The 25,607-nt window shown below is 67.2% G+C and carries 27 protein-coding genes and 1 tRNA gene; 11 read left to right on the forward strand and 17 right to left on the reverse strand.

Going from position 1 to position 25,607, the window contains the following annotated elements:
• Positions 1 to 25: 25 nt before the first annotated feature.
• Positions 26 to 841, reverse strand: coding sequence for a bifunctional DNA-formamidopyrimidine glycosylase/DNA-(apurinic or apyrimidinic site) lyase (gene mutM / locus AC0GNO_RS09025; protein WP_472903779.1), 816 nt, complete (start codon positions 839 to 841; stop codon positions 26 to 28).
• 93 nt (positions 842 to 934) lie between these two features.
• On the opposite strand from mutM, the gene AC0GNO_RS09030 reads away from it, so the two are divergent.
• From AC0GNO_RS09030 to pth, 7 genes are all read left to right on the forward strand, one after another.
• Positions 935 to 2,725, forward strand: a complete 1,791-nt coding sequence (locus AC0GNO_RS09030; protein WP_472903780.1) for a tetratricopeptide repeat protein — start codon at positions 935 to 937, stop codon at positions 2,723 to 2,725.
• Positions 2,722 to 3,234: a lipoprotein insertase outer membrane protein LolB gene (locus AC0GNO_RS09035; protein WP_472903781.1), complete on the forward strand. Its 513-nt coding sequence runs from the start codon at positions 2,722 to 2,724 to the stop codon at positions 3,232 to 3,234. Before AC0GNO_RS09030 ends, AC0GNO_RS09035 begins: the two co-directional genes overlap by 4 nt.
• A 23-nt stretch (positions 3,235 to 3,257) precedes the next feature.
• Positions 3,258 to 4,136, forward strand: coding sequence for a 4-(cytidine 5'-diphospho)-2-C-methyl-D-erythritol kinase (gene ispE, locus AC0GNO_RS09040; protein ID WP_472903926.1), 879 nt, complete (start codon positions 3,258 to 3,260; stop codon positions 4,134 to 4,136).
• Positions 4,137 to 4,233: 97 nt separating this feature from the next.
• Positions 4,234 to 4,310 (forward strand) — tRNA-Gln (locus AC0GNO_RS09045).
• Between the two features lie 85 nt (positions 4,311 to 4,395).
• Positions 4,396 to 5,370 carry a ribose-phosphate pyrophosphokinase gene (locus AC0GNO_RS09050; protein ID WP_472887484.1) on the forward strand — a complete coding sequence of 325 codons (975 nt, stop codon included), beginning with the start codon at positions 4,396 to 4,398 and terminating at the stop codon, positions 5,368 to 5,370.
• 100 nt (positions 5,371 to 5,470) lie between these two features.
• A complete protein-coding gene (locus AC0GNO_RS09055; protein ID WP_472887483.1) occupies positions 5,471 to 6,097 on the forward strand; it encodes a 50S ribosomal protein L25/general stress protein Ctc in 627 nt (208 codons plus the stop codon).
• A gap of 93 nt (positions 6,098 to 6,190) precedes the next feature.
• Positions 6,191 to 6,859: an aminoacyl-tRNA hydrolase gene (pth, locus tag AC0GNO_RS09060; RefSeq protein ID WP_472903782.1), complete on the forward strand. Its 669-nt coding sequence runs from the start codon at positions 6,191 to 6,193 to the stop codon at positions 6,857 to 6,859.
• Here the strand turns inward: pth and AC0GNO_RS09065 are convergent.
• The 5 genes from AC0GNO_RS09065 to AC0GNO_RS09085 all read right to left on the reverse strand — a co-directional run bounded on the left by AC0GNO_RS09065 (position 6,811) and on the right by AC0GNO_RS09085 (position 11,258).
• Complete coding sequence (locus AC0GNO_RS09065) at positions 6,811 to 7,107, reverse strand: YfhL family 4Fe-4S dicluster ferredoxin (protein WP_472887481.1); 297 nt, start codon at positions 7,105 to 7,107, stop codon at positions 6,811 to 6,813. The two genes, pth and AC0GNO_RS09065, sit on opposite strands and share 49 nt — an antisense overlap.
• Before the next feature lie 15 nt (positions 7,108 to 7,122).
• Positions 7,123 to 7,641, reverse strand: a complete 519-nt coding sequence (coaD, locus tag AC0GNO_RS09070) for a pantetheine-phosphate adenylyltransferase (protein ID WP_472887480.1) — start codon at positions 7,639 to 7,641, stop codon at positions 7,123 to 7,125.
• 50 nt (positions 7,642 to 7,691) lie between these two features.
• Positions 7,692 to 8,297: a 16S rRNA (guanine(966)-N(2))-methyltransferase RsmD gene (gene rsmD / locus AC0GNO_RS09075; protein ID WP_472903783.1), complete on the reverse strand. Its 606-nt coding sequence runs from the start codon at positions 8,295 to 8,297 to the stop codon at positions 7,692 to 7,694.
• 124 nt (positions 8,298 to 8,421) lie between these two features.
• Entirely contained in the window at positions 8,422 to 9,771 is a 1,350-nt protein-coding gene (locus AC0GNO_RS09080) for a M16 family metallopeptidase (protein ID WP_472887478.1), read from the reverse strand.
• 41 nt (positions 9,772 to 9,812) lie between these two features.
• Positions 9,813 to 11,258, reverse strand: a complete 1,446-nt coding sequence (locus AC0GNO_RS09085; RefSeq protein ID WP_472903784.1) for a M16 family metallopeptidase — start codon at positions 11,256 to 11,258, stop codon at positions 9,813 to 9,815.
• Between the two features lie 29 nt (positions 11,259 to 11,287).
• On the opposite strand from AC0GNO_RS09085, the gene ftsY reads away from it, so the two are divergent.
• A complete protein-coding gene (gene ftsY, locus AC0GNO_RS09090) occupies positions 11,288 to 12,343 on the forward strand; it encodes a signal recognition particle-docking protein FtsY (protein ID WP_472903785.1) in 1,056 nt (351 codons plus the stop codon).
• 127 nt (positions 12,344 to 12,470) lie between these two features.
• On the opposite strand, the gene AC0GNO_RS09095 is transcribed toward ftsY, so the two are convergent.
• Together AC0GNO_RS09095 and AC0GNO_RS09100 are read right to left on the reverse strand one after the other, a co-directional pair.
• On the reverse strand, positions 12,471 to 12,680 hold the full coding sequence (locus AC0GNO_RS09095; RefSeq protein ID WP_472903786.1) for a zf-HC2 domain-containing protein: 210 nt from the start codon (positions 12,678 to 12,680) through the stop codon (positions 12,471 to 12,473).
• Entirely contained in the window at positions 12,677 to 13,261 is a 585-nt protein-coding gene (locus AC0GNO_RS09100) for a sigma-70 family RNA polymerase sigma factor (protein WP_472903787.1), read from the reverse strand. Before AC0GNO_RS09100 ends, AC0GNO_RS09095 begins: the two co-directional genes overlap by 4 nt.
• A gap of 246 nt (positions 13,262 to 13,507) precedes the next feature.
• Between AC0GNO_RS09100 and AC0GNO_RS09105 the strand changes: the two genes are divergently transcribed.
• Positions 13,508 to 14,113: a CDP-alcohol phosphatidyltransferase family protein gene (locus AC0GNO_RS09105; protein WP_472903788.1), complete on the forward strand. Its 606-nt coding sequence runs from the start codon at positions 13,508 to 13,510 to the stop codon at positions 14,111 to 14,113.
• A gap of 9 nt (positions 14,114 to 14,122) precedes the next feature.
• Here the strand turns inward: AC0GNO_RS09105 and AC0GNO_RS09110 are convergent, their stop codons facing one another.
• The 3 genes from AC0GNO_RS09110 to AC0GNO_RS09120 are packed head-to-tail and all read right to left on the reverse strand — an operon-like array spanning position 14,123 to position 16,034.
• On the reverse strand, positions 14,123 to 14,827 hold the full coding sequence (locus tag AC0GNO_RS09110) for an SDR family NAD(P)-dependent oxidoreductase (protein ID WP_472903789.1): 705 nt from the start codon (positions 14,825 to 14,827) through the stop codon (positions 14,123 to 14,125).
• Positions 14,824 to 15,723 carry a phenylalanine 4-monooxygenase gene (gene phhA / locus AC0GNO_RS09115; protein WP_472903790.1) on the reverse strand — a complete coding sequence of 300 codons (900 nt, stop codon included), beginning with the start codon at positions 15,721 to 15,723 and terminating at the stop codon, positions 14,824 to 14,826. Before phhA ends, AC0GNO_RS09110 begins: the two co-directional genes overlap by 4 nt.
• 2 nt (positions 15,724 to 15,725) lie before the next feature.
• On the reverse strand, positions 15,726 to 16,034 hold the full coding sequence (locus AC0GNO_RS09120) for a 4a-hydroxytetrahydrobiopterin dehydratase (RefSeq protein WP_472887470.1): 309 nt from the start codon (positions 16,032 to 16,034) through the stop codon (positions 15,726 to 15,728).
• A gap of 127 nt (positions 16,035 to 16,161) precedes the next feature.
• Here AC0GNO_RS09120 and AC0GNO_RS09125 point away from each other — a divergent pair, with 127 nt between their 5' ends.
• A complete protein-coding gene (locus tag AC0GNO_RS09125; RefSeq protein ID WP_472887469.1) occupies positions 16,162 to 16,659 on the forward strand; it encodes an Lrp/AsnC family transcriptional regulator in 498 nt (165 codons plus the stop codon).
• Between the two features lie 15 nt (positions 16,660 to 16,674).
• Here the strand turns inward: AC0GNO_RS09125 and fahA are convergent, their stop codons facing one another.
• From fahA to AC0GNO_RS09150, 5 genes are all read right to left on the reverse strand, one after another.
• Positions 16,675 to 17,955, reverse strand: coding sequence for a fumarylacetoacetase (gene fahA, locus AC0GNO_RS09130; protein ID WP_472903791.1), 1,281 nt, complete (start codon positions 17,953 to 17,955; stop codon positions 16,675 to 16,677).
• A gap of 13 nt (positions 17,956 to 17,968) precedes the next feature.
• Positions 17,969 to 18,511, reverse strand: coding sequence for a VOC family protein (locus AC0GNO_RS09135; RefSeq protein ID WP_472887527.1), 543 nt, complete (start codon positions 18,509 to 18,511; stop codon positions 17,969 to 17,971).
• A 162-nt stretch (positions 18,512 to 18,673) separates the two neighbouring features.
• Complete coding sequence (locus tag AC0GNO_RS09140) at positions 18,674 to 19,663, reverse strand: Bug family tripartite tricarboxylate transporter substrate binding protein (protein ID WP_472887467.1); 990 nt, start codon at positions 19,661 to 19,663, stop codon at positions 18,674 to 18,676.
• Positions 19,664 to 19,697: 34 nt separating this feature from the next.
• Positions 19,698 to 20,861: a CaiB/BaiF CoA transferase family protein gene (locus AC0GNO_RS09145; RefSeq protein ID WP_472903792.1), complete on the reverse strand. Its 1,164-nt coding sequence runs from the start codon at positions 20,859 to 20,861 to the stop codon at positions 19,698 to 19,700.
• A gap of 34 nt (positions 20,862 to 20,895) precedes the next feature.
• A complete protein-coding gene (locus tag AC0GNO_RS09150) occupies positions 20,896 to 21,852 on the reverse strand; it encodes a hydroxymethylglutaryl-CoA lyase (RefSeq protein WP_472903793.1) in 957 nt (318 codons plus the stop codon).
• A 93-nt stretch (positions 21,853 to 21,945) separates the two neighbouring features.
• On the opposite strand from AC0GNO_RS09150, the gene AC0GNO_RS09155 reads away from it, so the two are divergent.
• Entirely contained in the window at positions 21,946 to 22,866 is a 921-nt protein-coding gene (locus AC0GNO_RS09155; protein ID WP_472903794.1) for a LysR family transcriptional regulator, read from the forward strand.
• 10 nt (positions 22,867 to 22,876) lie between these two features.
• Here the strand turns inward: AC0GNO_RS09155 and AC0GNO_RS09160 are convergent, their stop codons facing one another.
• On the reverse strand, positions 22,877 to 25,597 hold the full coding sequence (locus tag AC0GNO_RS09160; RefSeq protein ID WP_472903795.1) for a cation-translocating P-type ATPase: 2,721 nt from the start codon (positions 25,595 to 25,597) through the stop codon (positions 22,877 to 22,879).
• Positions 25,598 to 25,607 lie beyond the last annotated feature (10 nt).

Consider the following 25,607-nt stretch of genomic DNA (forward strand, 5'->3'; position numbering starts at 1 on the left):
GGGCAATATAGCATCGGCCCGGCTTTCAGGCGCGCTGGCAATGTGGGCAGAAAAACGACGAGCGCTGGCCCTGCCGGATGGCCCGGATCGGCGTCGCACAAACCCTGCAGGCCTGCCCCTCCCGACCGTACACCATGGCATCGAGCTGGAAATAGCCGGTCTGACCCTCGGCGCTGGAAAAGTCACGCAAGGTGCTCCCGCCCAGGGCCAGGGCACGCTGCAAAACCGCCACAATGGCACCCTGCAGGCGCGCCGCCCGGGGCCGGCTGATCCGGTCAGCCCTCAGCGTGGGCCTCAGACCCGCCATGAACAGCGCCTCCGACGCGTAGATATTGCCCACGCCCACGACGATATCGCCCGCCATCAGCACCTGCTTGATGCTGGCGCGGCGTTGCTGCAAGGCCTGATGGAACATGACGGGCTCAAACCCGGCCTCCAGCGGCTCCACACCCAGCCCGCCCAGCAGCTTGAGCGCCCGTGGGTCGGCCAGCGACTCGGCATGCACCACGGCACCAAAGCGCCGTGGATCGTGAAGCCGCAGCGTGCCGCGGCTGGTCTGCAGCTCAAAATGGTCGTGCACCCCACGGGGCGCCAACTCGGGGGCGAACTGCAGACTGCCCGACATGCCCAGGTGCAACAGCAACAAACCCCGATCCAGGTGCAGCAGCAGGTATTTTCCACGCCGCGTGACACGGCCCACGTTTTGCCCGATCAGTGCCTCGGGCGCACACCCCAGCGGCCAGCGCAGGGGTTTGCCCACCTGCACCCGCAGCACGCGGGCTCCCGCAATGCGATCGGCAAAACTCCGGCGGGTGACTTCAACTTCGGGCAGTTCGGGCATGGAACAAGGTGCTTTTTTCGGTGGATGCCGGAACAGTTCACAGGCCTTCGGATCACAACCCGTACCCATCCACCCTTCCATTATCATGAACGAATGAATACCCTGCACAGCCCCGTCGCCACCCAGGCCCATGGGCACCAGAAACCCCTTGCATGGTGGTTTCGAGGCCTGTTGGGCGCATCGCTGCTGGCGGGCGCCTGCGCCACCCCAGCCGCCGCAGAGGCCGCCGGGGTGCGCAACTCCGACCTGGATGCCCCGCTGTTCTACCAGTTGTTGCTCGGTGAGCTCAATGTGGGTTCTGGCGAACCCGGCACCGGTTACTCCCTTTTCCTTGACGCGGCACGCAAACAGAAGGACGCCCAACTGTACCGGCGAGCCGTGGACATTGCCCTGCAGGCGCGCTCGGGCGAAGCGGCCCTGACCGCCGCCCAGGCCTGGTCCAGGGACTTGCCCGACTCGCTCGACGCCGACCGCTTCGTGCTGCAAATCCTGCTCGCTCTCAACCGGCCCGGCGAAACAGGTCCGGTCTTGGGCTCCCTGCTCGCCCGCTCGCCGGCCGCCGAGCGCAACGACTCCATCAACGCGATTCCACAAACCTATGCCCGTGTCGCCGACAAGGCCCTCGCACTGAAGGTGGTCCGGGAGGCGATGACGCCCTTCCTCCAGCAACCGAAGCACGCCGCGGCAGCCTGGACCACCCTGGGGCGAATGGAACTCGCGCAGGACCAGTTCATCCAGGCGCTGGAATCGGCCCGCCAGGCACAGGCGGCTGAGCCCGGATCGGTATTTCCGGCGCTGCTCGCCCTGGAGTTGATGGAGCGGGGACAGAAAGACGCCGAACCCCTGGTGCGCACGCAATTGCAGGCCAGCCCGCCTTCCGTTGCCAACGGCACCGCCGTGGCCCTGACCTACGCACGGATCCTGCTCGACCTGCAGCGCAACGCCGAAGCCCGCGCCCTGCTGGAGCGCCTGACCCAGGCCCAACCCGACCTGCCTGAGCCCTGGCTGCTGCTGGCCTCGTTGCAGGTGCAGGACAGCACTGCCCACACAGCCGCCACCGCTTCGCTGCAGAAATACATGGGCCTGGCCCGCCAGTCCGGTGACGAGCGCAGCGCCCGCGGCCTGACCCAGGCCTATCTGCTGATGGCCCAGGTGGCGGAGAAGCAGAAAGACTTTGTGGCCGCCAACGCCTGGCTGGACCGGATTGAAAACGCCGACGAAATCATGGCGGCCCAGATGCGGCGCGCTTCGCTGCTGGCACGCCAGGGACAGATGGCCCAGGCGCGCGCGCTGCTGCGCAGCCATCCCGAACGCCGCCCCGAAGACGCCCGGCTGAAACTCGTGGCCGAAGCGCAGCTGTTGCGTGATTTCAAGGACTGGCAGCAGGCCTACGAGGTGTATGGCGAAGCCGTCACCCGCTTCCCGAACGACAACGACCTGATCTACGACCAGGCCATGATGGCCGAGAAGGCGAACCGGCTGGACGCGATGGAAGGCCTGTTGCGCCAGCTGATTGCCACCAAGCCGGACCACCACCACGCGTACAACGCCCTGGGCTACTCGCTGGCCGACCGCAATGTGCGCCTGCCCGAAGCCAAGCAGCTGATTGAGAAGGCCGTGGAACTCGAACCCGATGACGCCTACATCCAGGACAGTCTGGGCTGGGTGGAGTTCCGGTTGGGCAATGTCCAGCGGGCGCTGGACATCCTCCAGGGCGCCTATGGCAAGCGCCCCGATGCCGAAATCGCGGCCCACCTCGGGGAGGTGTTGTGGGCACAGGGCCAACGCGAACAAGCGCTGAAGATCTGGCGTGAAGGACTGCTGCTGTCAAGCGACAACGAGACCCTGCAAGGCACCCTCAAACGCCTGCGGGTCCAGCCATGAATCTGGAAGCGGACAGGGGCGCATGGTCACGCCGCCACGCGATGCTGGCAGGACTGGCAACAGCCATCCTGCTCGCCGGCTGCGCTGCCCCCCAACGCAACACCGTCCCGGGCGAAGCCTTCTGGAGCGGGCGACTGGCCCTGATTGTCGAGAGCGACCCACCACAGTCCTATTCCGCCAGCTTCGATCTGCGCGGTTCGCCCGCAGCGGGCGAACTGCAACTGAATTCACCACTGGGCAACACCCTGGCCCGGGTGCTGTGGAAACCGGGCAGCGCCGAACTGCACCAGGGTGAACGCGTCACCCGGCGCCAGAACCTCGATGAACTGACCACCGAATTCGGTGGCACCACGCTGCCCGTGGCGGCCCTGTTTGCCTGGCTGCAGGGGCAGGCCAGCGAGGCCGATGGCTGGCAAGCCGATCTTTCGCGCCAGCCCGAGGGGCGGGTGAACGCCCACCGCCTTCTGCCGCTGCCCGCCGCCGAACTGCGCATCGTGTTCGAGCCATGACACCGGCCCACCCCCGCCCGGTGCTGCGGCACCTGCACGGCGTTCCTGCGCCCGCCAAACTCAACCTGTTCCTGCACATCACGGGTCGCCGGGCCGACGGCTACCACCTGCTGCAGTCGGTCTTCATGCTCATCGACTGGTGTGACCGGCTGGATGTCGAACTGCGCACCGACGGCGGCATCAGCCGCCAGGACCTGCAGCCGGGCCTGCTGCCCGCCGACGACCTGACGCTGCGCGCTGCCCGGGCCTTGCAGCAAGCCACCGGTTGCCCGCTGGGGGCGCACATCACGCTGGACAAACACATACCGGCCGAAGCCGGCATGGGTGGCGGCTCTTCGGATGCGGCGAGCGTGTTGCTGGCGCTCAACCGGCTCTGGGGCCTGGGACTGCGGCGAAACGAGTTGTCCGCCATCGGCCTTCAGCTGGGTGCCGACGTCCCCTTTTTCCTCGGCGGTCACAACGCCTGGGTCGAGGGCATCGGCGAGCAGATCACACCCGTTTCACTGCCCCCTGCGCGGTTTCTGGTGGTCAAACCGCCTGGCGGCGCATCCACCCAACGCATTTTTGCTTCGCCTCAGCTGAAGCGCGATACAAAAACTGCTACAATCCAAGGCTTTGCTGCAAACGACACACAAGATCTGCCGCGGCTCGATATCCAGAGCATTCTGGACTTCGGCCACAACGATCTTCAGCCCGTGGCCCAGACCATCTGTCCCGAAGTGGGGCAATGCCTAGACTGGTTGTCCGCTCAGGGCCTGCAAGGCCGCATGACCGGATCGGGCACCGCGGTGTTTGCGCAAATGCAGCATCCGCTGGATGAGATTTCGGTCCCTGGTGACTGGACTGTCCGCGAATGCAGCAACATGGATGCACATCCATTGCTTGACTGGTGCAACGATTAGAATATCGGCTTGCGCACAGCCCCGGCAGTTGATGCGCAACCTGCGACATGTTTTTGGGTTGTCTGTCCGGCTTCATCGCCAAACAGATGACCTGCGTAGGGGAGTCGCCAAGTTGGTAAAGGCACTGGATTTTGATTCCAGCATGCGAGGGTTCGAGTCCTTCCTCCCCTGCCAGATTTTTTGAAACACGTACCGGCCGGGCCGCTTTGATACACATGAAGCGGCCACTTTTTTTGCCGTAGATGCAGCTGGGAACACCATGCAAGTTCAACCCCCGGATTTCATGATCTTCACCGGCAACGCCAATCCGGTGCTGGCGGCTGAAATTGCCCAGCACCTCGGCACCCAGCTCGGTTCGGCCAACGTAGGCCGCTTCTCCGACGGCGAAGTCACCGTGGAAATCACGCAAAACGTGCGTGCCCGCCACGTCTTCGTGGTCCAGTCCACCTGCGCACCGACCAACGAGAACCTGATGGAGCTGCTCATCATGGTCGACGCGCTCAAGCGCGCTTCGGCCGAGCGCATTTCCGCGGTCATCCCCTATTTCGGCTATGCCCGCCAGGACCGCCGTCCGCGCTCCAGCCGCGTGCCCATCACCGCCAAAGTGGTGGCCAACATGCTGCAGACCGTGGGCGTGAACCGCGTGCTCACCATGGACCTGCACGCCGACCAGATCCAGGGCTTCTTCGATATCCCGGTGGACAACATCTACGCCTCGCCGGTGCTGCTGGGTGATCTGCGCCAGAAAAACTACGAGGACCTGCTGGTCGTCTCGCCCGATGTGGGTGGTGTGGTGCGCGCGCGTGCGCTGGCCAAGCAGCTCAACTGCGACATGGCCATCATCGACAAGCGCCGCCCCAAGGCCAACGTGTCGGAAGTGATGCACGTGATCGGTGACATCGATGGCCGCAACTGCGTGATCATGGACGACATGATCGACACCGCCGGCACACTGGTCAAAGCCGCCGAGGTGCTGAAAGAGCGCGGCGCCAAACACGTCTACGCCTATTGCACCCACCCGATCTTCTCGGGCCCGGCCATTGAACGCATTGCCAAAGGCAATGCGCTGGACGAGGTCGTTGTGACCAACACCATCCCGTTGTCGCAGGCCGCGCAGGCCTGCTCCAAGATTCGCCAGCTCACCGTGGCGCCGCTGATGGCCGAAACCATCGCGCGCATTGCCTCGGGTGAGTCGGTCATGAGTTTGTTTGCCGATCAGGACAACCTTTTCTAAGGCCTGACAGCGACAAAAAGCAGGCCGCCCTGCACATTCAGCAAGCGGCCTTTTTCAACCGAGGCGTTCTGGTCGCGGAACCCCTCAACAGGAGTCAGTTATGCAATTTGTCGCTTTTGAGCGCGCCAAGCAGGGTACGGGTGCGAGCCGCCGTCTCCGCATCACCGGTCGCACGCCCGGTATCGTTTTCGGTGGCGAAGCGCCTGCCACCACGATCGAACTCGATCACAACGCCTTGTGGCATGCCCTGAAGAAAGAAGCCTTCCACGCTTCGATCCTGGACATGGAACTCGCCGGCACGACCCAGAAAGTGCTGTTGCGCGACGTGCAATACCACCCCTTCAAGCCCCTCGTGCTGCACGTGGACTTCCAGCGCGTGGACGACAAGACCCGCCTGCACAAGAAGGTGCCGCTGCACTTCGTCGGCGCTGAAGAGTCGCCGGCCGTCAAGACCGACAAGTGCGCTGTCAGCCACGTGATGACCGAAATCGAAATCGAGTGCCTGGCCACCCAGCTGCCCGAGCACATCACCGTGGATCTGAGCAAGGTCACCACGGGTACGACCGTTCACACCGGCGACATCGAGCTGCCCAAGGGCATCAAGCTCGTGCTGCACGGCCGCACCAACCTGACGGTGGCCACGCTGGTCGAGCCGATCAAGGAAGTGGTTGTCGCTCCGGTGGTGGCCGCTGTCGACGACAAGAAAAAGGGCAAAGGCAAGAAGTAATTTCTGCCCTGGCGGTCCGGTGCCGGATCGCCTTGCCCCTCGAAGGCCCGCTCACGCGGGCCTTTTTCGTTCCTGCCACAGGATAATCTGCGCATGATCAAGCTCATCGCCGGCCTGGGCAATCCAGGCCCTGAATACGAACACACGCGCCACAACGCCGGCTTCTGGTGGGTGGATGAGGCCGCCCGCCTGCTCAAGGTCTCACTGCAGATGGAGCGCAGCCACTTCGGCCTGGTTGCGCGAGCGTTGGTGGGTGGGCAGAACGTCTGGCTGGTCGAACCGCAGACCTTCATGAACCTCTCGGGCAAGTCGGTGGGTTCGCTGGCGCGGTTCTTCAAGATCGCTCCCGAGGAGGTGCTGGTGGTGCACGACGAGCTCGACCTGCCGCCCGGCGAAGTGAAGCTCAAGAAAGGGGGAGGTCACGCTGGCCACAATGGTCTGCGCGACATCCACGCCCAGCTGGGCAGTGCCGACTACTGGCGGCTGCGCGTGGGCATCGGGCACCCGGGTGACAGGAACGAAGTGGCCAACTGGGTGCTGAAAAAGCCTTCACCGGACGACCGCATCGCCATCGCCCAGGCGCTGGACCGCAGCCTCAAGGCCCTGCCCCAGCTGATCGCCGGCGAAATGGACAAAGCCACCGCGTTGATCCACACCAGCAAACCGCCTCGGCCCAAACCGCCAAGGCCTCCGAAAATGGATGCGGTGAACGATCAGGTGGTCGGAGCCGATGGCGCGTCGGTCGCTGCCGACAAGGGCTGACCCGCTTTCTGCAGGCGCTGGTATTTCTGCCAGAGCGTCTCGCGGCTCTCGATGTACTCAGGGTTCACCGGGATGCAGCTGACCGGGCAGACCTGCATGCACTGGGGCTCGTCAAAATGCCCGACGCACTCGGTGCACTTGGCGGGGTCGATTTCGTAAATCTCTGCACCCATGTAAATGGCCTGGTTCGGGCACTCGGGCTCGCAGACATCGCAGTTGATGCACTCGGCGGTGATCATCAGGGCCATGGTTCGTGCTCCTGATCAGACCTGCAAGGGCCGCGGCGCCAGGCGCTGCGCCACCGCCGGACTGACCATCTGCGACACATCGCCACCGAGGGTGGAAATCTCGCGCACCAGCGTGCTGGAAATGCACTGCAGCTCGGCCTGCGGCAGCAGGAACACGGTCTCCACGGCCGGGTTGAGTTTGCGGTTCATCGCGGCCATCTGGGCCTCGTAGTCGAAGTCGGTCAGGTTGCGCACACCGCGCACCACGGCACAGGCGCCCTGCTGGCGGCAGAAATCCATGATCAGGCCTTCGAACGGCAGCACACGGATCTGCCCGCCCAGGCTGGCCACGGCTTCGGCGGCCATGTCCATGCGCTCCCGAAGGCTGAAGCGGGTCTTCTTGTGGTGGGCCATCGCCACGGCGATGATCACTTCGTCGAACAGCAGCGCGGCGCGGCGGGCCACGTCTTCGTGACCCAGGGTCAGCGGATCGAAGGTGCCGCTGTAGACCGCGATGCGGGGGTTTCTGGCGGCCGGGGAGAGCTCGGAATTCATGCCGGAATTATGCGCGAGGGGTCTCGCCGCCGTGGGACCAGCGGCAAAAGTCACTGAGGCGGCAAGGGCCGCAGCAGGTGAAAGGCCACGATACCGGCCTTGCCCTGGCGGTGCACCTGAAGCCCCAGCTGGGCGAGCTCGTCCGCGCTCCAGATGCGCGGCGCCTCCAGGTAGATCAGGCCATCGTCGCGCAACGCCTGGCGCGCTGCCTGCAGTGCGGCGCTGAACAGTGCCTCATGGGCGCCATCGGCAAACGGGGGGTCGAGAAACACCACATCGAGCGCCTGGCCGCGGCGCTGCAGCAGCGCAGCCACGCCGTCGCCACGCTCCACCCGCACCGCATCGGCTTTCAGGCGCGTTTTGATCCCTTCCAGGGTCTTGACCAGATGGGTGTCGTTGTCCACCAGCACCACCTCGGCCGCGCCGCGCGAGGCAGCCTCCAGACCGAGCGCACCGGTGCCCGCGAAAGCATCCAGGCAGCGCAGGCCGGTGAGGTCCTGGCCGAGCCAGTTGAACAGGGTCTCACGCACCCGCGCCGGCGTGGGCCGCAAGCCGGGCCGGTCGGCCACGGGCAACTTGGTGCGCTTCCAGAGCCCGCCAATGATGCGGACCTCGTGCGGTGCGTTGACGGTGGGGCGTGGCGCGGGTTTTTTCATGCACCGAGCTTACCAAGCCAGTGTGTCGGCGGAGGATTCCCCTCGGGGACACCGCCGGGCTGCTTTCGCCAGAAGGCTGGTGTCGCCCCCTTGAGGGGGTCGCGCGCAGCGCGGCGAGGGTGGGTCATCGCTCTGCGCCAACCACCACGGTCACCATGCGATCGGGCTGCAGCACCCGGGCAAAGGCGCGCCGGATGTCGGCCACGCTGACGCGCTGCACCTGGTCGGTCCAGGTGTCGAGGTAATCCAGCGGCAGACCGTTCCACGCGATGTTGGACACGTTGTCGAGCAGCTTGCGGTTGCTGTCGATGCGCAACGCGAAACCGTTGATCAGGTAGTCCTTGGCGGCCTGCAGTTCGGCCTCGGTCGGCCCCTGTTCGACGAACCGGCGCACCACATCCCGCGCCACACCGATGGCCTGATCGGCCTGGTCGGGCCGGGTGGTCAAGCCCAGCTGGAAAGCGCCCGCGTGCAGCCCGGGCGCAAAGTAGCTGTAGACGCTGTAGCTCAGTCCGCGCTTCTCGCGCACTTCGGTGGTCAGGCGGGACACAAAACCGCCGCCACCCAGGATGTAGTTGCCGACAAACAGGGGGAAAAAATCCGGATCGTTGCGCGGCACGCCCGGCTGCCCGATCAGCACCTGGGCCTGTGCCGCCGCAAACGGCAGGCGCTGCGTCTGTTCGCGAGCCAGTGGCTGCACTTCGGGCACCGGCGGCAAATCATCGCAACCGTGCGGCTGCACCGCGGCCATGAATCGGCCCACGATGCGGTCGGCAGCTTCCCGGTCGATGGCACCCACGAGGCTCACCTGCGCCCGGCAGGCCGCCACATGGCGCCGGTAGAAAGTGCGCATGTCCGCCACGCTGATGGCGCCCAGGGTCTTGGCGTCGGCTTCGAAGCCATAGGGGTGGGTGCCGAACACGGCGCGGGAAAAGGCGCGACCGGCGTGTGTGCCGGGTCGGTTTTCGGCTTCCTTGAGCGCGGCCAGCGTGCGCTCGCGGTCGCGCTGCCAGATCTTCTCGGGCCAGGCCGGCGCCGCCAGCTGGCGCGCGGCCAGAGCGACGGCGCGCTCCAGCAGCGCGGGCTCGGTGAGCGTGCGCAGGGACAGGCTGAAACGGTCACCGCTGGCGTTCGCGCCGAACTGGGCGCCCAGATCGGCCCAGGCTTCGCCCAACTGGTTTTCATCCAGCGCTTTCTGGTCGCCCTGGGCCAGCACGCCGGCCAGCAACAGACCAGCCGTGGCGCCGGCCAGTCCGGCCTGGCTGGCGGGATCGCGGCGACTGCCGCCGTCAAAATTCAGCTGAACATCCAGCATCGGGATCGACGGGCTGGCCACGAGATAGACACGTGCGCCGCTGGCGTGCGTCCAGTGTTGCACCGGAATCGCGGCTTGAGCGCCCGTGAGCGCCCCCAGTCCGGCGAGCAGCAGCGGCAACCATCGGCTGCGGGTCAGGAAACGGGAGAGGGTCGGCATGCGTGGAGATCGTGCAGGTGGGGCGGATCAGGTGGAACGGCTCAATGACGCGAGAGCGCGGGTCGGGGCGTGGTTCTTTGCTCCGCGGCCTCTCGGCGCGAGGGATCGGGCACCAGCACCGCGGTGCTGAGCTGCTCGTCGCTGAAATAGCGCTTGGCCACCGCCTGCACCTGGGCCGCCGATACCTGGCGCAAGCGGCTCATGAGGCGCTCGCCGGTGTCCACGTCCATCCCTTGAACCCAGTAGCTGCCCAGCTCCTGCGCCTGGTTGAACACCGAGTCGAGCTTGTAGATCTCGCCGGCCATCCATTGTGTCTTGACGCGCTGCAGCTCGGCCTCGCTGATGCCTTCACGGGCGATGCGGCTCACCTCGGTCCGGAGTGCGGTTGCGGCGGTGTCCGTGGACACCCCCTGGGCCGGCACGGCGATCAGCATGAACAACTGCGGACCGCGCCCCATCAGGCCATACGAAGCGCTGGCGCTGTCGGCGATGCGCTGGCCGCCGCTGCCCGTGCCCTGCACCAGCGAGCGCTCCAGGCGGGCGCCGCTGTAGCCATCGAGCACAGCCGAGAGCACGGTCAGCGCCAGCGCGTCCTGGCTGGCGGCATCCTCACCACCGCTCCAGCGCGGCACCTTGAAGCTCAGCGCCACCATCGCCTGATCCGCGGCGGCGCGGTAGTCCAGCCGCCGCGGCCCGGCCTGCGCAGGCTCTTCGCGCGGCTTGCGCGGCGGCACCGCGCGCGCCGGGATGCGGCCGTAGATGCGCTCGGCCATCGCATGCACCTGGGCCGCGTCCACATCGCCGGCGATCACCAGAGCCGCGTTCGACGGCGTGTACCAGCGCTGGTAAAAATCGCGCACGTCCTGCGGCGTCATGGCCTCCAGATCGCTCATCCAGCCGACCACGGGCCGGCGGTACGGGCTGGCCTGGAACACCATGGCGCTGAGCGCTTCGAACATGCGGGCGCGCGGCGACTCTTCGGTGCGTTGACGGCGCTCTTCCTTGATGACCTCGATCTCGCGAACGAACTCGTCGTCGGCCCACTGGTTGCGGGCAAAACGGTCGGCCTCCAGTTCCATCATGGCCTCCAGCCGGCTGGCGGGCACCTGCTGGTGGTAGGCGGTGGCATCGCGGCTGGTGAAGGCGTTTTCGCGCCCGCCCAGGGCCGCCACGCGGCGCGAAAACTCGCCGGGCTTCATGTCGGGCGTGCCCTTGAACATCATGTGCTCCAGCGCATGCGCCACGCCGCTGGTACCGTCCACCTCGTCCATGGCGCCCACACGCACCCAGAGCATGTGGGCCACCGTGGGCGCGCGCCGGTCGGGTTTGACGATCAGCGCCATGCCGTTGGAAAGCGTGAACTGCTGCGCCCGGGTTTCGGCGGAAATGGCGCTGGACGTGGTGGCGGCACCGGCCCAGCCCACCGAACCGGCCAGCGCCAGCAGGACCAGAGCACGGCCCCAGAGAGAGTGAAAGCTGCGTTTCATAGAATGGTGAAGATACAAGAGATTCCCAAATGTTCTCGTTCTTCCGAAAAAAGCCCCCCACCCCTCCCGAACCCGCGCCCGCGCCCGCTGCTCCGGCGCCCATCCCCAGCGCCGCACCGGTTGCCCCGCAGGCACCCGCCGTGGTGATCGCGGCACCGGTGCCGGTTGCACCACCCGTGGCTGAGCCCCGCAAGGGCTGGCTCGACAAGCTCAAGGCCGGTCTGCGCAAGACCGGTTCGAGCATCGCCACGGTGTTCACCGGCACGCAGATCGACGATGCGCTCTACGAAGAGCTGGAAACCGCGCTGCTGATGGCCGACACCGGCGTCAAGGCCACCGAGCACCTGCTGGCCGACTTAAAAAAGCGAGTCAAGGACAACAAGACCACCGACCCCGCCGCCGTCAAGGGCCTGCTGGCCGAGTCCATTGCCGAACTGCTGGCGCCGCTGCAGAAGCGGCTGGTGATCGGCGAGCACAAGCCCACGGTGATCATGGTTGCGGGCGTCAATGGCGCGGGCAAGACCACCTCCATCGGCAAGCTCACGCGCCACCTGGCCAACGAAGGCGCCACCGTGCTGCTGGCCGCGGCGGACACCTTCCGCGCCGCGGCGCGCGAGCAACTCGCCGTCTGGGCCGACCGCAACACGGTGGAGATCATCACGCAGGAAGGTGGCGACCCGGCTGCGGTGAGCTTTGACGCCGTGAGCGCGGGCCGGGCGCGCGGCAGGGACGTGGTGCTGGTGGACACCGCCGGCCGCCTGCCGACCCAGTTGCACCTGATGGAAGAGCTCAAGAAGATCAAGCGCGTGGTGCAGAAGGCCGACGCCACCGCGCCGCACGAGGTGCTGCTGGTGATCGACGGCAACACCGGGCAGAACGCGCTGACGCAGGTGAAGGCGTTCGACGAAGCGCTGGGCCTCACCGGCCTGGTGATCACCAAGCTCGACGGCACGGCCAAGGGCGGCGTCATTTGCGCCATTGCGCGCGAAAGGCCGGTGCCGATCTATTTCATTGGCGTCGGCGAAAAGCTGGAAGACCTGGAAACCTTCGACGCGAAAGAGTTCGCTCAGGCGCTGCTGAACTGAACGGTGTGGTCCCCGCGCTCCGCCGCTGCGCGGGTCGCTGCCCCAGCATCGGGAGGGGACCCGGTGCATCCCGCGTCCGGGGGCTGATCCGGCTTGGGGCGGCCCGGCGCCGGACCGCTGAACCGACCTACTCCCCGGCTTCGCTGTAGTTGCGCCACTGCTTCATGGCGTTGCGCAGGGTCAGCACCTGCCGTTCGAAGCGCGGGCAGGCCTGGCACATGGCCATGTGCAGGCGCAGGGCCAGCCGTTCGCGCAGGGGCAGCGCCCGGTCTTCGCGCGCGATCAGCAGCGCGGACACTTCCTTGCAGGTGCGGCGAAACGGGTAGGCGGCTGTCATCGTGTCGGGGCTTGTGAAAACCAGTTGAGGTCCAGGCACTCGCGCAGGCGAAGGCGGGCACGGTGCAGCTGGACGTAGAGGTTGGTCGGCGTCAGCGCCAGTTCCTTACAGATCTCCTCACTCGACATCTCCAGCCACTCGCGCATCAGGAACAAACGGCCCTGCACCGCTGGCAGCTGGTCGGTGCAGGCCTCCAGGATGGCAAAGAACTGGCGGCTTTTCAGGTCCTGCTCCGGGTTGCCCCAGTCGGCCGGCTTCTCGGCGAAGTGGCCATCGGTCTTGAACGCCATGTGTTCCAGCGGATCGGCGTTGTCGTCGTCCGAGCCGCTGTCGAGTGTCACCTCGCGCTGGCGCTGTCGCATCGCGTCGATGATCTTGTGTTTGAGGATGCCGACCAGCCAGGTCTTGAGCTGGGAGCGCGCCTCGAAGGCCTGCGGCTTGGCCAGCGCAGCCAGCAGGGTCTCCGACACCGCGTCCTCGGCCCAGGCGTCGTTGCGCAGCTGCAGGCGCGCGAAGCGCATCAGGTAGCTGCGCTGCTCGACCAGTTGCTGCTCGAAGTCGGTGGAGGGGTGGGATGGCATGGTGGTGTGGGTTGGCCGCCAGTGTAAGGAGTGGAGCAGCCGGTCGACCAACGGGTTCCCACCGGAGAAACCCGAGGTCACTGGTTAACATCCCCCTCGGCACCCACCCCCACGACACCCTTCCGCCCGACGACCGCGCCATGCACGCCGCCTCCCTGCCGCTCTGCAGCCTGCCGCGCCAGCTTCGCTTTGCCGCGCTGTTCAACGGCGTGCGAAGCCGAGCGGCGCCCACGGCGGCCATGCCCGATGCTGGATAAGGCCATCCAGCAGGCGTTGCGCCCGCTCATGACGCGGGCCGCGCGCACCCTCGTGCGCCTGGGTGCGGGTGCCGACGCGATCAGCTTCGCGGGCTTTGCCATCGGCATGGCGGCCGCAACGGCCATTGCGTTCCAGCATTTCCTGCCGGGCCTGGCCCTGCTGATGCTCTCGCGCCTGATGGACGGCCTGGACGGCGCCGTCGCCCGCGCCACCCGACCCACCGACCGCGGCGGGTTCCTCGACATCACGCTCGACTTCCTGTTCTACGCCGCCATCCCGCTGGCCTTCGCCATCGCGGACCCAGCCGCGAACGCCCTGCCCGCCGCGGTGTTGCTCGCGGCCTTCATCGGCACCGGCAGCAGCTTCCTGGCCTTCGCCATCGTGGCGGAGAAGCGGCGGCTGCAGTCCGTCGCCTTCCCGGACAAGAGCTTCTATTTTCTCGGCGGCCTGACCGAAGCCACCGAAACCATCGCCGCGTTTGCCGCCATGTGCCTGTGGCCCGGCCACTTCGCGTTCATCGCTTATGGCTTTGCCGCGCTGTGCGCCATCACCATCGCGCTGCGCATTGGCTTGGGCTGGCAGCGGTTTCGCTGAGCCTGCGCCTCAACTCAGACCAGACACCGGGATGCACGCGCCGTGGATCGCGCGTGCCCCATCCGAAGCCAGGAACAGCATCACGTCCGCCAGCGCCTCCGGCGCCACCCATTGCGAGGGGTCGGCATCGGGCATGGCGGCGCGGTTCTCGGGGGTGTCGATGATCGAAGGCATCACGCAGTTGACGTTGATGCCCTGCCCCTTGAGCTCGGCCGACATGGACTCGGTCAGGCGCATCAGCGCGCTCTTGGACGCCGCATAAGCCCCCATCTGAGCACCGCCCTTCAACGCGCCCAGGGCACCGACGGTGACGATGCGGCCGCCGCCGCCCGCCACCATGCGCGGCACCACGCTGGCCGCGATGGGCATCAGGGCGCGCACATTGAGGTCGAGCAGGAAGTCCAGTGTCTGCGCGCTGGTGTTGTGCACCTCATCGCCCATGCGGAAGCCACCCGCCAGGTGGCACAACACGTGCACGCCGCCAAAGCAGGTGGCGGCATGGGCCACCGCCAGCTCCACCTGGGCGGCGTCGAGCAGGTCGAGCTCCGTGCAGCTCAGCACTTCGGTGTCCGGCCCGTACACGCGCCGCAGGGCCTCGCCGTTGCGATCCAGCAGCACCAGGTGGTCACCGCGGGCCGCAAAGGCGCGGGCCACGGCCTGCCCGAGGTTGCCGGCTGCGCCGGTGATGAGAACGGTTCGGGCCTTCGGGTTCATGGGGTTCCTCCTGAGCGCCGGGCGCGGTGGTAACTGCCGTCGCCGCGGCTGAACACCTGGTCGGTGGGCAGCACGTCGCCGGGCTGCAGCTCGGAGGCCCGCGCGGCGTGATCGTACAGCGGCGCGAAGTCGATGCGGGTGAACTCCAGCAGTTCGTCGAGGTCACGGATCACGAAATAGCTCTCCTGGAAATCGTCGATGCGGTAGTTCGTGCGCATCACGCGTTCAAGGTCGAAGCGTATGCGGTTGGGCGAGGGGCTGTCCAGACAAAACTGCGATTCGGTGTAGGACGAGGCGATGCCCGAACCGTAGAGCCGCAGGCCATCGCCCTGCTGCAGCAGGCCGAACTCCACGGTGTACCAATAGACACGCGCCAGCTGCGCGAGCTTGCCGAGCTGCTGCGCGCGCAGGCCGCCCTGGCCATAGGCCTGGATGAAGTCGGCGATGGCCGGGTTCATCAGCATGGGCACGTGGCCGAACACGTCGTGGAACACGTCGGGCTCTTCGAGGTAGTCCAGTTCGTGCGGCCGACGGATGAAGTTGCCGGCCGGGAAGCGGCGGTTCGCCAGGTGGTCGAAAAACACCTCGTCGGGCACCAGCCCGGGCACCGCTACCACCTGCCAGCCGGTGCGTGGCATCAGCACCTCGCTCAGGCGTCGGAAATCGGGAATTTCATCGGCGCCGATGGGCAGGTCGCGCATGCCCTGCACGAACTCGTCGCAGGCGCGCCCGGGCAGCAGCTTCGTCTGGCGCTGAAACAGCGTCTTCCAGGTGGCGTGGTCGGCAGCGGTGTAGTGCTCCCAGCCTTGTGAGATGGTCCAGTCTGCATTCTCGGGCTGTGCGGCGGCTCCGGCGGCCAGGCCGTGTTTGGTGGGTTCGGGTGCGGTGGTTGCCATGGTCACTCCGCGAGGGGGGCCACCGGGGTGTAGGCAGCGTCGGCGCGCGTGGCCCAGGCGATGTCGCGCGTGGACAGACCGCCCGCGTCGTGCGTGGTCAGCGTGACCTCGACGCGGTTGTAGACGTTGAACCACTCGGGATGGTGGTCCATCTTTTCCGAGACGATGGCCATCTGCGCCATGAAGCCGAAGGCCTGCGGGAAGTCGGCGAAGTGGAACGTGCGCCGGATCGCGCCGCCCTCACGGTTCACCGTCCACCCGGGCAGGCTGGCCATCAGTTCGCGGGTGTTCTGTTCATCCAGGGGGGTCATGAAATGTCTCCTTCGTTGTTGGGCCTCCAGCCTGCGGGCTGTGACCGGCTGTGCAGTTTGCGCCGCATCGCAGACAATTTGCTCTCGTATTCACCGCCCGACCGGCGCCTTTTGAAGAAACCCTTTCATGAACACCGACATGAGCGAAGATTCCTTGCACCCCTCGTTACTCGACCGGCTGGATCGCCGCATCCTGTCGGCCCTGCAGGCCAACGGGCGCATCAGCAACCAGGAACTCGCCCACACGGTGCACCTTTCTCCGGCGCAGAGCAACCGGCGCCACAGGCGGCTGGAGGAGGCGGGTTACATCCAGCGTTACGAGGCGCGGCTGGACGCGCACCGGCTTGGCCTGGGTGTGACCGCCTTCGTGCACGTGTCGATGGAGCGTGGCCAGCACAAGGAAGTGCTGAAGTTCCAGCGCACCGTGGGCAAGATGCCCGAGGTGCTGGAGTGTTACGCCGTGACGGGCGATTTCGACTACGTCTGCAAGATCGTCGCGCGCGACCTCAAGGGCCTGTCGGACTTTTTGCTCGGCACGCTGGCGCAGCTGTCGGGCGTGAGCGGCGTTCGCTCCAGCATCTGCCTGAACGAGCTCAAGTGCACCAGCGCGCTGCCGCTGGATTGAGTTCGCTGCCTCGGATCAGATGGCCCCGAGCGGCGGCAGCACGGTGGCCGTGCAATCACCAAAGCCAATGCTCTGAAACCCGTTGCGCGTGCAGCGGCCGCGCAGGGTGATGCTGTCGCCGTCTTCGAGGAAGGTGCGGCGTTCGCCGTTGCCCAGGGTGATGGCCTGCTTGCCGCCCACCGTGAGTTCGAGCAACGAGCCGGCCTGCTCGGGCTTCGGGCCGGAGAGCGTGCCCGAGCCGAACAGATCGCCCGCCGAAAGCGCGCAGCCGTTGACCGTGTGGTGGGTCACGAGCTGGGCCAACGACCAGTAGGCGGCGTGCGCGGCGTTGGAACGGCTGATGACTTCGGGGGCGTGGCCTTCGGCGCGCATGCGCGCCGTCTGCAGCAGCACGTCGAGGACGATGTCGAAAGCCCCGGCGCTCTGGTGGGCCTCGGCTTGCAGATACGGCAGCGGCGCCGGATCGCCCGCGGGCCGCTGCAGGGCCTGGCGGAACGGCGCCAGCGCTTCGAGGGTCACCATCCAGGGCGAGAGCGTGCTGGCGAAGTTCTTTGACAGGAAAGGGCCGAGCGGCTGGTACTCCCAGGCCTGGAAGTCGCGCGCGCTCCAGTCGTTGAACAGGGTCACGCCGAACACATGGTCTTCGGCCGCGGCCAGCGGGATGGCGTGGCCCATGGCGTTGGGCCGACCGATCACGTAGCCGAGCTCCAGTTCCAGGTCCAGCCGCCTGGTCGGGGCGAGCATGGGCGCGTCGGCGTCGGGGCCCTTGATCTGCCCGAGCGGGCGGTGAAAGCCCTGCCCGCTGGGCTGGATGGTGGAGGCGCGGCCGTGGTAGCCGATGGGCACCCACTTGTAGTTGGGCAGCAGCGGGTTGTCGGGCCGGAACAGCTTGCCCACCGCCGTGGCGTGGTGGATGCCCACATAGAAGTCGGTGTAGTCGCGGATCTCGCAGGGCAGGCCCAGCTCCACGGCCTCCTGCGCATGCAGGTGCCGCGACCACCGGTCTTGCTGCGGGCTGCCGGCAGCCAGACCGGCGCTGATCTGCGCGCGCAGTTCGCGCCGGGCCTCGGGCTTGAGCTGGAGCAAGCGGTTCATGTCGCTGAAGTCGATGAGGTCGGCGGCCCGCAGGTCCAGCACCTGGTCGCCGATGGCCACGCCGATGTGCCACCCGGGGTCGCCCTCCGGCTTGAAGCGGCCGAAGGGCAGGTTCTGGATGGGGAAGTCGCTCGCGGGATCGTTGGCGGATTCGACCCAGCTGCGCAAGGTCGGGTTGTGGGTGTGATCGATGGTGGTCATGGCTTGGCCCGCCTCAGTCCAGGGCCTTGAATTCCCGGTCGTGCATCCAGGCGGCGTGCTTGGGTGCGCGCTTGGTCTGCGCCCATTCGTTGAGCATGTCCCACTTCACTTCGTCGAGGTCCTTGTGCATGCGCGGCGTGCCCACGTCGGCACACAGCTCCAGCCGGTGGCCGTTGGGATCGAAGAAGTAGATGCTCTTGAAGATGGTGTGGTCGGTCGGCCCCAGCACCTCGATGCCCGCGGCCTGCAGCCGTGCCTGGGTGGCTTCGAGCATCTCCAGGCTGCCGATCTTGAAAGCTATGTGCTGCACCCAGTCCGGCGTGTTGGTGTCACGCCCCATTTCAGGCGCATTGGGGAGCTCGAAGAAAGCCAGCACATTGCCCTGCCCCGCGTCCAGGAACACGTGCATGTAGGGGTCGGGCGCTTTGGTGGACGGGACCTGGTCTTCGGCGATGGCCAGCACGAAGTCCATGTTCAGATGCTTGACGTACCACTCGACGGTTTCCTTGGCGTCCCTGCAGCGGTAGGCCACGTGGTGGATGCGGTCGATCTTCAAAGTGCTCATGGTTCAGTCTCCGGTGGATTCGATTGGCAAGGCGCTGCGGTGGATCAAGATCCCCATCGGCCTGGCGCTGGATGAACCCGGAGAATACCGGCCCCGGCAGGGTCTGGCAGAAACTTTGCGACAGCAGGGTTTCTCGCCGCCGGGGTGGGTCCGTCAATCCAGCTTGATGTTGGCTTTGCTCACCAGGCGCGCATAGCGGTCCTGCTCCGACTTCAGGAACCTGGCCGCGGCGTCCGGCGAGGTGGGATTGATGAGGTTGTCCTGCTTGGCCATGGTGGCCTTGACGTCGGGGTCGTTGAAGGCCGCCACCACGGCCTTGTGCAGGCGGTCCACCTGCGCAGCTGGCAGGCCCTTGGGGCCGATCATGGCGAACCAGCCGGCCACGTCGACGTCCGGGAAGCCCTGTTCGGCGAGGGTCGGCACGTCGGGCAGCGACGCCACACGCTCCTTGCCCATGACGCCGATGGCCTTCATGCGACCCGAGGCCAGGTGGCCCTGGGCGGCGGCCACGGCGGCCACACCGAACTCGACCTGTCCCCCGATGATGTCGGCCATCATCGGACCCATGCCCTTGTAGGGAATGTGTTGCACCTGCACGCCGGCTGCGTCCACAAACATCTCGCCTGCCAGGTGGATGATGGTGCCGTTGCCCGACGAGCCCATGTTGAAAGCGCCTGGCTTGGCCTTGAGCAGCGCCTGCATGTCCTTGGCGTTCTTCACCGGCACTTTGGCCGGGTTGACCACCAGCACGAAGGGCGAACCACCGACCACGCTGATGGGCGTGATGTCGGCCAGGCTGTCGTAAGGGAGGGTCTTGAACACGCTGGGGTTGACCGCGTGGTTGTTCGAAATGAAGGCCACCGTGTTGCCGTCGGGCGCGGCCTTGACCAGCGCCGAGGTGCCGGTGATGCCGCCCGCACCGGGCAGGTTTTCGATCACCACGGACTGGCCGCCGAGCGCCTTGGACAAGGCGTTCTGCGCAGCGCGCACGATGGTGTCCACACCCGAGCCGGCACCCACCGGCAGGATCACGCGCAGCGGCGCGCCGGACTGCGCCCAGGCCGGCGCCGAGGCAAAAAGGCACGAGGCAGCCACGGTGATGAGGGTGCGGCGGCTGATGGACTGGGTGATGGTCTTGGTCATGGTTGTCTCCTGGTTCTGGTGGAAAAATCGGGGATCAAACGGCAGCGGGAACAGGGGCCCTGGTGAGGCGGGCAAGCACTTCTTCGGTGTGCTCGCCGATGGCGGGCAACGCACTGCGCACGCCCGGGCGGCGTCCACCCATCAGCAGCGGCAGCAGCACCACCTGTGTGGTGTCACCGGTCTCGGTGGTCATGGGCACCAGGCCGCCGGAAGCGATCAGGTGTTCGTCGTGCACCAGCTGGTCGGGGCGGACCACCTTGGCGTAGGGCAGGCCGGCGGCCTGCAGCTTCGCGCACAGGGTTTCCAGGTCCTGGTGTTGCAGGGTGTCGCCCAGCTTGTGCAGCAGCTCGGGGCGCACGGCCACGCGCTGGGCGTTGGTGGCCAGGGCCGGATCGCTGGCGAGGTCGGGCCGCTCAATCACCTGGCACAGCGTGGCGAACTGCTTGTCGCTCACCGCACCGACGAACAGCTGTTCACCACCGGCCACCGTGAAGGTGTCGTACACGCTCCAGGCCGAAATGCGCGAGGGGAACGGCGGCGGCACCTCGCCCGTCATCTGGAACTGCTGCATGTGCTGCGAGGCCAGCAGCACGCAGTTTTCGAACAGTGCACTCTGGATCTCCTGGCCCTGGCCCGTGCGGTCGCGCTCGCGCAGCGCGGCCAGCACGCCGATGGCGCCGAACATGCCGCCCATGATGTCGTTCACCGAGCTGCCCGCGCGCAGTGGACGGCCGACCGGGCCGGTCATGTAGGTCAGGCCAGCCATGTTCTGCACCACCTCGTCCAGCGCCAGGCGGCTCTCGTAGGGGCCGGGCAGAAAGCCCTTGTGCGAGACGTAGATGAGTTGGGGGAACAACTCGCGCAGCGCTTCGTGCCCCAAGCCCAGCTTGTCCATCAGGCCGGGGCGGAAGTTCTCCAGCAGCACGTCGCACTGGCCGATCAATTCCTTCGCCGTGGTCAGACCCTCTTCGGTCTGGATGTCGAGCACCACGCTCTTCTTGTTGCGGTTGAAGCTGCGGAAGAAACCGATGCCCAGGCCCGGCAGGGTGCGCGTCTTGTCGCCGCCGGGCGGCTCGACCTTGATGACCTCGGCGCCGAGGTCGGCCAGGATCATGCCGCAGGTCGGGCCCATGACCATGTGGGTGAACTCGATGACGCGCACGCCTTCGAGAGGGAGTCCGGTGGATTCGGTTGGCATGGCTTGTGATCAGGTCGGTGAAAGGAAAAGGTCTTCAGTGGGCCGCGGTGGCGGCCAGCGCCGTCTTCGGCAGGCCGGCGCGCCAGAGCGCGCCGTGGGTGGGTTCGCCCGGCAACCAGCCCACCACCTTGGCGCGCAGCGCCAGCAGCTTCTCTATATCGATGCCGGTCTTCACGCCGCATGCCTGCAGCATGAAAGCCAGGTCTTCGCTGGCGGCGTTGCCACTGGCGCCGGGCGCGTGCGGGCAGCCGCCGATGCCGGCGAGCGAGGCGTCGAAACGGCTCACGCCAACCTCCAGCGCCGCGTACACGTTGGCCAGGGCCAGGCCGCGCGTGTCGTGGAAGTGGCCGCAGCAGAAACGGTCCCCAGCGATCTTCAAGGCCTGCTCGAACAGGTCGCGCACCGAGTGCGGGTCGGCGTAGCCCACGGTGTCGGCCAGGCTCACGCGGTCGGCGCCGGCGTCGAGCAGGGCCTGCATCAGGCGCAGCACTTCGCTGGTCTTCACCTCACCCTGGATCGTGCAGCCGAAGGCCGTGCCCACGCCGCCTTCGATCAGGGTCGGACTGCCGGCCGCGTCGCGCGCGGCGCGGATGCGCTTCATCTCGTTCACCACTTCGTTGGGCGTCTTGCGCAGGTTGGCCAGGCTGTGCGCGTGGCTGGCCGAGAGCGGCAGGATCATCAGGTGGGCGCCGCCCTCGATGGCGCGCTCGGCCCCTTTGAGGTTGGGCACCAGCACGCTGGCCTTCAGGCCCGGCAAGGTCCTGGCGAAGGCCAGCACCTCGGCGGTGTCGGCCATCTGCGGCAGCAGCCGGGGCGGCACGAAAGAGCCGACCTCGATCTCTTGCTGACCGGCCGCGAAGGCGTCGGCGATCCACTCGCATTTGTGCGCGGTGGACACCCGGGTGGGGATGCTTTGAAGACCGTCGCGAAGGCCGACTTCGCGGATCACGGCCCGGGCGGGCAAGGTGGAAAAATCGGACTTGTTGCTCATGGAAGCGGAGTTTATGATTTCCACAAACAACATCAAGTGACCATATGGAAGGCTATAAATTCCATTTTGGAACTTAAACACAGGGTTTCCCCCATGCGCGACCTCGACCTCAAATCCCTGCGGCTGCTGGTGGCCGTGTGCGACCACGGCAACATGAAAGACGCCGCGGCACAGGAACACATCGAGCCTTCGGCCATCAGCAAGCGCATCGCGCAGCTGGAAGATGCGATCGGCACCCAGGTGCTGGTGCGCGGGCGGCGCGGCGCCGAGCCCACGCCGGCCGGCCGCGCCCTGCTGGAGCACGCGCGCAATGTGCTCTTCACCATGGACCGCATCGAGGCCGACATGGCCGCCTTCAAGGGCGGCATCAAGGGCCAGGTGCGCGTGGTGGCCAGCGCCTCGGCGATCGCCGAATCGCTGCTCGACGACCTCACGGCCTTCATGCGCGCGCCCGAGCACCAGGACATCAAGGTGGACATCGAGGAGCGTTTCTCCAGGGACATCGTGAGCATGGTGCGCGAGGGTGTGGTGTCGCTCGGTGTGTGCTGGAGCAACATCGATTTCGGCGGGCTGGAGCACCGGCCCTACCGCCGCGACGAGCTGACCCTGGCGGTACCGCGGGACCACCCGCTGGCGCAGCACGAGGCGCTGCACTTCGAGGACACGCTGGCCCACGAACACGTGGGCCTGCCGCCCTCCACCGCGGTCCACACCATGCTGGGCCGCGCGGCCGCCAGGGCCGGGCGCCACATGAGCTACCGCGTGGTGGTGTCCAACTTCGACGCCGCGTTCCGGGTGGTGGCTGCGGGCCTGGGCATCAGCGTGGTGCCGCGCCAGGTGAGCGAGATCTACGTCTCGGCCGGGCAGGTGCGCATCATCCCGCTGCTGAACGACTGGGCCCACCGCGAGTTCGCGATCTGCTACCGCCGCCACGGCGACCTCACGCCGGCGGCCGGGCGGCTGCTGGAATTCCTGGTGGATCAGGCCACGCAGGCGGACGCGCTGGCCGCCTGAGCCGCCGGACTCACATGCGCTGCACGCCCTTGCGCCGAAGCGCCCATTTTTCGACCTCCACCGCCAGGAACACCGCCGCCGCCAGCGCGGTGATGAGCAGCCAGGAAGGCCCGTCCAGCGCGGCCGTGCCGAACAGCGCCTGCATCGGTGGAGCGTAGGTGATCAGCAGCTGCAACACGATCAGGATCACGCTGGCCCACAGTGCCATCGGATTGCCCGTGAGCGTGTCGCGGCTCAGCGCGGACGCCACAAAATGCCGGGCGTTGAACAGGTAGACCAGTTCGCCGAACACCAGCATGTTGACCACCGCGGTGCGGGCCACCTCGATGCTGTTGCCGCGCGCGAGCTCCCAGTTGAAGACGCTGAACGATGCCGCCACCATCAGCAGGCTCACGAAGACGATGCGCGTGAAGAGCAGCCGGGTGATCAGGGGTTCGCCCGTGGGGCGCGGCGGGCGCTCCATGATGCCCAGCTCGGCGGGTTCGAAAGACAGCGCCAGCGCCAGCGTGACGCTGGTGACCATGTTGATCCACAGGATCTGCCCCGCCGTGACCGGCATGGCCAGGCCCGCAAACACGGCCAGCAGGATCACACCGGCCTCACCGCCGTTGGTGGGCAGGATGAACAGCAGCGCCTTCTTGATGTTGTCGAACACCGTGCGCCCCTCGCGCACCGCGTGGGCGATGGTGGCGAAGTTGTCGTCGGTCAGCACGAGGTCGGCCGCCTCGCGCGCCGCGTCGGTGCCGCGCTGGCCCATGGCCACACCGATGTCGGCGGCCTTGAGCGCAGGCGCGTCGTTCACGCCGTCGCCGGTCATGGCCACCTGGCGGCCCTGGGCCTGCAGCGTGGCCACCAGGCGCAGCTTGTGTTCGGGGCTGGCGCGGGCCACCACGTCGGTCCGGGCCAGGCGTTCGCCAAGCGCGGTGTCATCGAGCTGATCGATCTGCACGCCGTTGAGCGGCTGGCCCGCTTTCAGGCCGATCTGCTCGCCGATGGCCGCCGCCGTCACGGCGTGGTCGCCGGTGATCATCAGCACCCGGATGCCGGCCTGCTGGCATTCGGCCACCGCCGCCACCGCCTCGTCGCGCGGCGGGTCCATCAGCCCCACCAGCCCGAGCAGGGTGAAGCGCGGCGTGATGTCGGCCACGTCCAGCTCGCGCGTGCCGGCGGGCCACTCGCATTCGGCCAGCGCCAGCACGCGCTGGCCCTGGGCCGCCGCCCCATCCATGCGAGCCTGCCAGGCCGCATCGTCCAGCGGGCCGTTGCTGTCCTTCACGCACAAGCCGAGCACGCGCTCTGGTGCACCCTTGATCAGGGCGAACAAGTGGCCCGCGTGGTCGTGGTGCAGCGTGGCCATGTAGCGGTGTTCGGACTCGAAGGGAATGACGTCGATGCGCGGCGTGCGCTCGCCCGCTTCGGCCAGGTTCAGCCCGGCCTTGAGCGCAAGTGTGAGCAGCGCGCCCTCAGTGGGGTCGCCGGCCAGGGTCCAGCCGCCCGCTTCATCGCGGTGCAGTTGCGCGTCGTTGCACAGCAGGGCGCAGCGCGCCAGGCCTTGCAGGCCGGTGTGGGTGGCCACGTCCAGCGGCTGATCGCCCCGGTGAAAACCGCCTTCGGGCGCATACCCCGTGCCGCTCACGCTCAGCGTGTGTTCGCCCAGCATCACCTGCACCGCGGTCATCTCGTTCCTGGTCAGCGTGCCGGTCTTGTCGGTGCAGACCACGCTCACCGAACCCAGCGTCTCCACCGCGGGCAGGCGCCGCACCACCGCGCGGTGCTGGGCCATGGCCGCCGTGCCGATGGCCAGCGTGATGGTGACGATGGCGGGCAGGCCTTCTGGAATGGCCGACACGGCCAGTCCAACCACGACCAGAAAGATGTCGAGCGCGGGCATCTCGCGCACGTAGTAGCCGTACAGGAAGGTGATCACGCTCACCACCACGATCACCGCGGTGATCTGGCGCGCAAACTGATCGAGCCGCCGGGTGAGGGGTGTCACCAGCGTGGGCACGCCGCCCACCATGCTGCCGATGCGGCCCATCTCGGTCCGCGCCGCCGTGGCCACCACCACGCCGCTGCCCTGCCCCACGCCGACCACCGTGCCGGCATAGGCCATGCACAGTCGGTCGCCCAGCGGGGCGGCGCCCACCACCGCGGCCGGGTCTTTTTCGGTGGGCACCGATTCACCGGTGAGCGCGGCCTCGTCGATGCGCAGGTTCTTGACCGAGAGCAGCCGCAGATCGGCCGGTACGCGGCTGCCCGATTCGAGCAGCACCACGTCGCCGGGCACGAGCTCGCCCGCGTCGATCTCGTGGCGGTCGCCATCGCGCAGCACCATGGCGTGGCTCGCCAGCATGGCGTGCACGGCTTCGAGCGCGCGTTCGGCCTTGCCCTCCTGGATGAAGCCGATCAGGGCGTTGATGATGACCACGCCGAAGATCACGGCGGCGTCGACCAGATCGTCCAGCAGGAACGTGACCAGCGCCGCCGCCAGCAGGGTGTAGATCAGCATGTTGTGGAACTGCCCCGCCAGGCGCCACAGCCAGCTGGGGCGCGCTGCCGCGGCCAGGCGGTTGGGACCGTGCGTGAGCAGCCGCGCGGCCGCTTCGGCGGGCGTCAGCCCCGTGGCGCTGCTGTCCAGGGCCTGCAGCACCTGGTCTGGTGCCTGGGCGTGCCAGGGTGTCTGAGGGTCATCATGGGCGGGATGAGGCAGGGGGTGGGTGTCGGGGCGCATGGAACAACCA

The organism is Hydrogenophaga sp. L310, assembly GCF_055703065.1.

What these genes read in the sequence shown, in the direction of transcription:
- mutM (WP_472903779.1), bottom strand. Translation starts at nt 841, where the DNA reads ATGCCCGAACTGCCCGAAGTTGAAGTCACCCGCCGGAGTTTTGCCGAT.
- AC0GNO_RS09030 (WP_472903780.1), top strand. Translation starts at nt 935, where the DNA reads ATGAATACCCTGCACAGCCCCGTCGCCACCCAGGCCCATGGGCACCAG.
- AC0GNO_RS09035 (WP_472903781.1), top strand. Translation starts at nt 2,722, where the DNA reads ATGAATCTGGAAGCGGACAGGGGCGCATGGTCACGCCGCCACGCGATG.
- AC0GNO_RS09050 (WP_472887484.1), top strand. Translation starts at nt 4,396, where the DNA reads ATGCAAGTTCAACCCCCGGATTTCATGATCTTCACCGGCAACGCCAAT.
- AC0GNO_RS09055 (WP_472887483.1), top strand. Translation starts at nt 5,471, where the DNA reads ATGCAATTTGTCGCTTTTGAGCGCGCCAAGCAGGGTACGGGTGCGAGC.
- pth (WP_472903782.1), top strand. Translation starts at nt 6,191, where the DNA reads ATGATCAAGCTCATCGCCGGCCTGGGCAATCCAGGCCCTGAATACGAA.
- AC0GNO_RS09065 (WP_472887481.1), bottom strand. Translation starts at nt 7,107, where the DNA reads ATGGCCCTGATGATCACCGCCGAGTGCATCAACTGCGATGTCTGCGAG.
- coaD (WP_472887480.1), bottom strand. Translation starts at nt 7,641, where the DNA reads ATGAATTCCGAGCTCTCCCCGGCCGCCAGAAACCCCCGCATCGCGGTC.
- rsmD (WP_472903783.1), bottom strand. Translation starts at nt 8,297, where the DNA reads ATGAAAAAACCCGCGCCACGCCCCACCGTCAACGCACCGCACGAGGTC.
- AC0GNO_RS09080 (WP_472887478.1), bottom strand. Translation starts at nt 9,771, where the DNA reads ATGCCGACCCTCTCCCGTTTCCTGACCCGCAGCCGATGGTTGCCGCTG.
- AC0GNO_RS09085 (WP_472903784.1), bottom strand. Translation starts at nt 11,258, where the DNA reads ATGAAACGCAGCTTTCACTCTCTCTGGGGCCGTGCTCTGGTCCTGCTG.
- ftsY (WP_472903785.1), top strand. Translation starts at nt 11,288, where the DNA reads ATGTTCTCGTTCTTCCGAAAAAAGCCCCCCACCCCTCCCGAACCCGCG.
- AC0GNO_RS09095 (WP_472903786.1), bottom strand. Translation starts at nt 12,680, where the DNA reads ATGACAGCCGCCTACCCGTTTCGCCGCACCTGCAAGGAAGTGTCCGCG.
- AC0GNO_RS09100 (WP_472903787.1), bottom strand. Translation starts at nt 13,261, where the DNA reads ATGCCATCCCACCCCTCCACCGACTTCGAGCAGCAACTGGTCGAGCAG.
- AC0GNO_RS09105 (WP_472903788.1), top strand. Translation starts at nt 13,508, where the DNA reads ATGCTGGATAAGGCCATCCAGCAGGCGTTGCGCCCGCTCATGACGCGG.
- AC0GNO_RS09110 (WP_472903789.1), bottom strand. Translation starts at nt 14,827, where the DNA reads ATGAACCCGAAGGCCCGAACCGTTCTCATCACCGGCGCAGCCGGCAAC.
- phhA (WP_472903790.1), bottom strand. Translation starts at nt 15,723, where the DNA reads ATGGCAACCACCGCACCCGAACCCACCAAACACGGCCTGGCCGCCGGA.
- AC0GNO_RS09120 (WP_472887470.1), bottom strand. Translation starts at nt 16,034, where the DNA reads ATGACCCCCCTGGATGAACAGAACACCCGCGAACTGATGGCCAGCCTG.
- AC0GNO_RS09125 (WP_472887469.1), top strand. Translation starts at nt 16,162, where the DNA reads ATGAACACCGACATGAGCGAAGATTCCTTGCACCCCTCGTTACTCGAC.
- fahA (WP_472903791.1), bottom strand. Translation starts at nt 17,955, where the DNA reads ATGACCACCATCGATCACACCCACAACCCGACCTTGCGCAGCTGGGTC.
- AC0GNO_RS09140 (WP_472887467.1), bottom strand. Translation starts at nt 19,663, where the DNA reads ATGACCAAGACCATCACCCAGTCCATCAGCCGCCGCACCCTCATCACC.
- AC0GNO_RS09145 (WP_472903792.1), bottom strand. Translation starts at nt 20,861, where the DNA reads ATGCCAACCGAATCCACCGGACTCCCTCTCGAAGGCGTGCGCGTCATC.
- AC0GNO_RS09150 (WP_472903793.1), bottom strand. Translation starts at nt 21,852, where the DNA reads ATGAGCAACAAGTCCGATTTTTCCACCTTGCCCGCCCGGGCCGTGATC.
- AC0GNO_RS09155 (WP_472903794.1), top strand. Translation starts at nt 21,946, where the DNA reads ATGCGCGACCTCGACCTCAAATCCCTGCGGCTGCTGGTGGCCGTGTGC.
- AC0GNO_RS09160 (WP_472903795.1), bottom strand. Translation starts at nt 25,597, where the DNA reads ATGCGCCCCGACACCCACCCCCTGCCTCATCCCGCCCATGATGACCCT.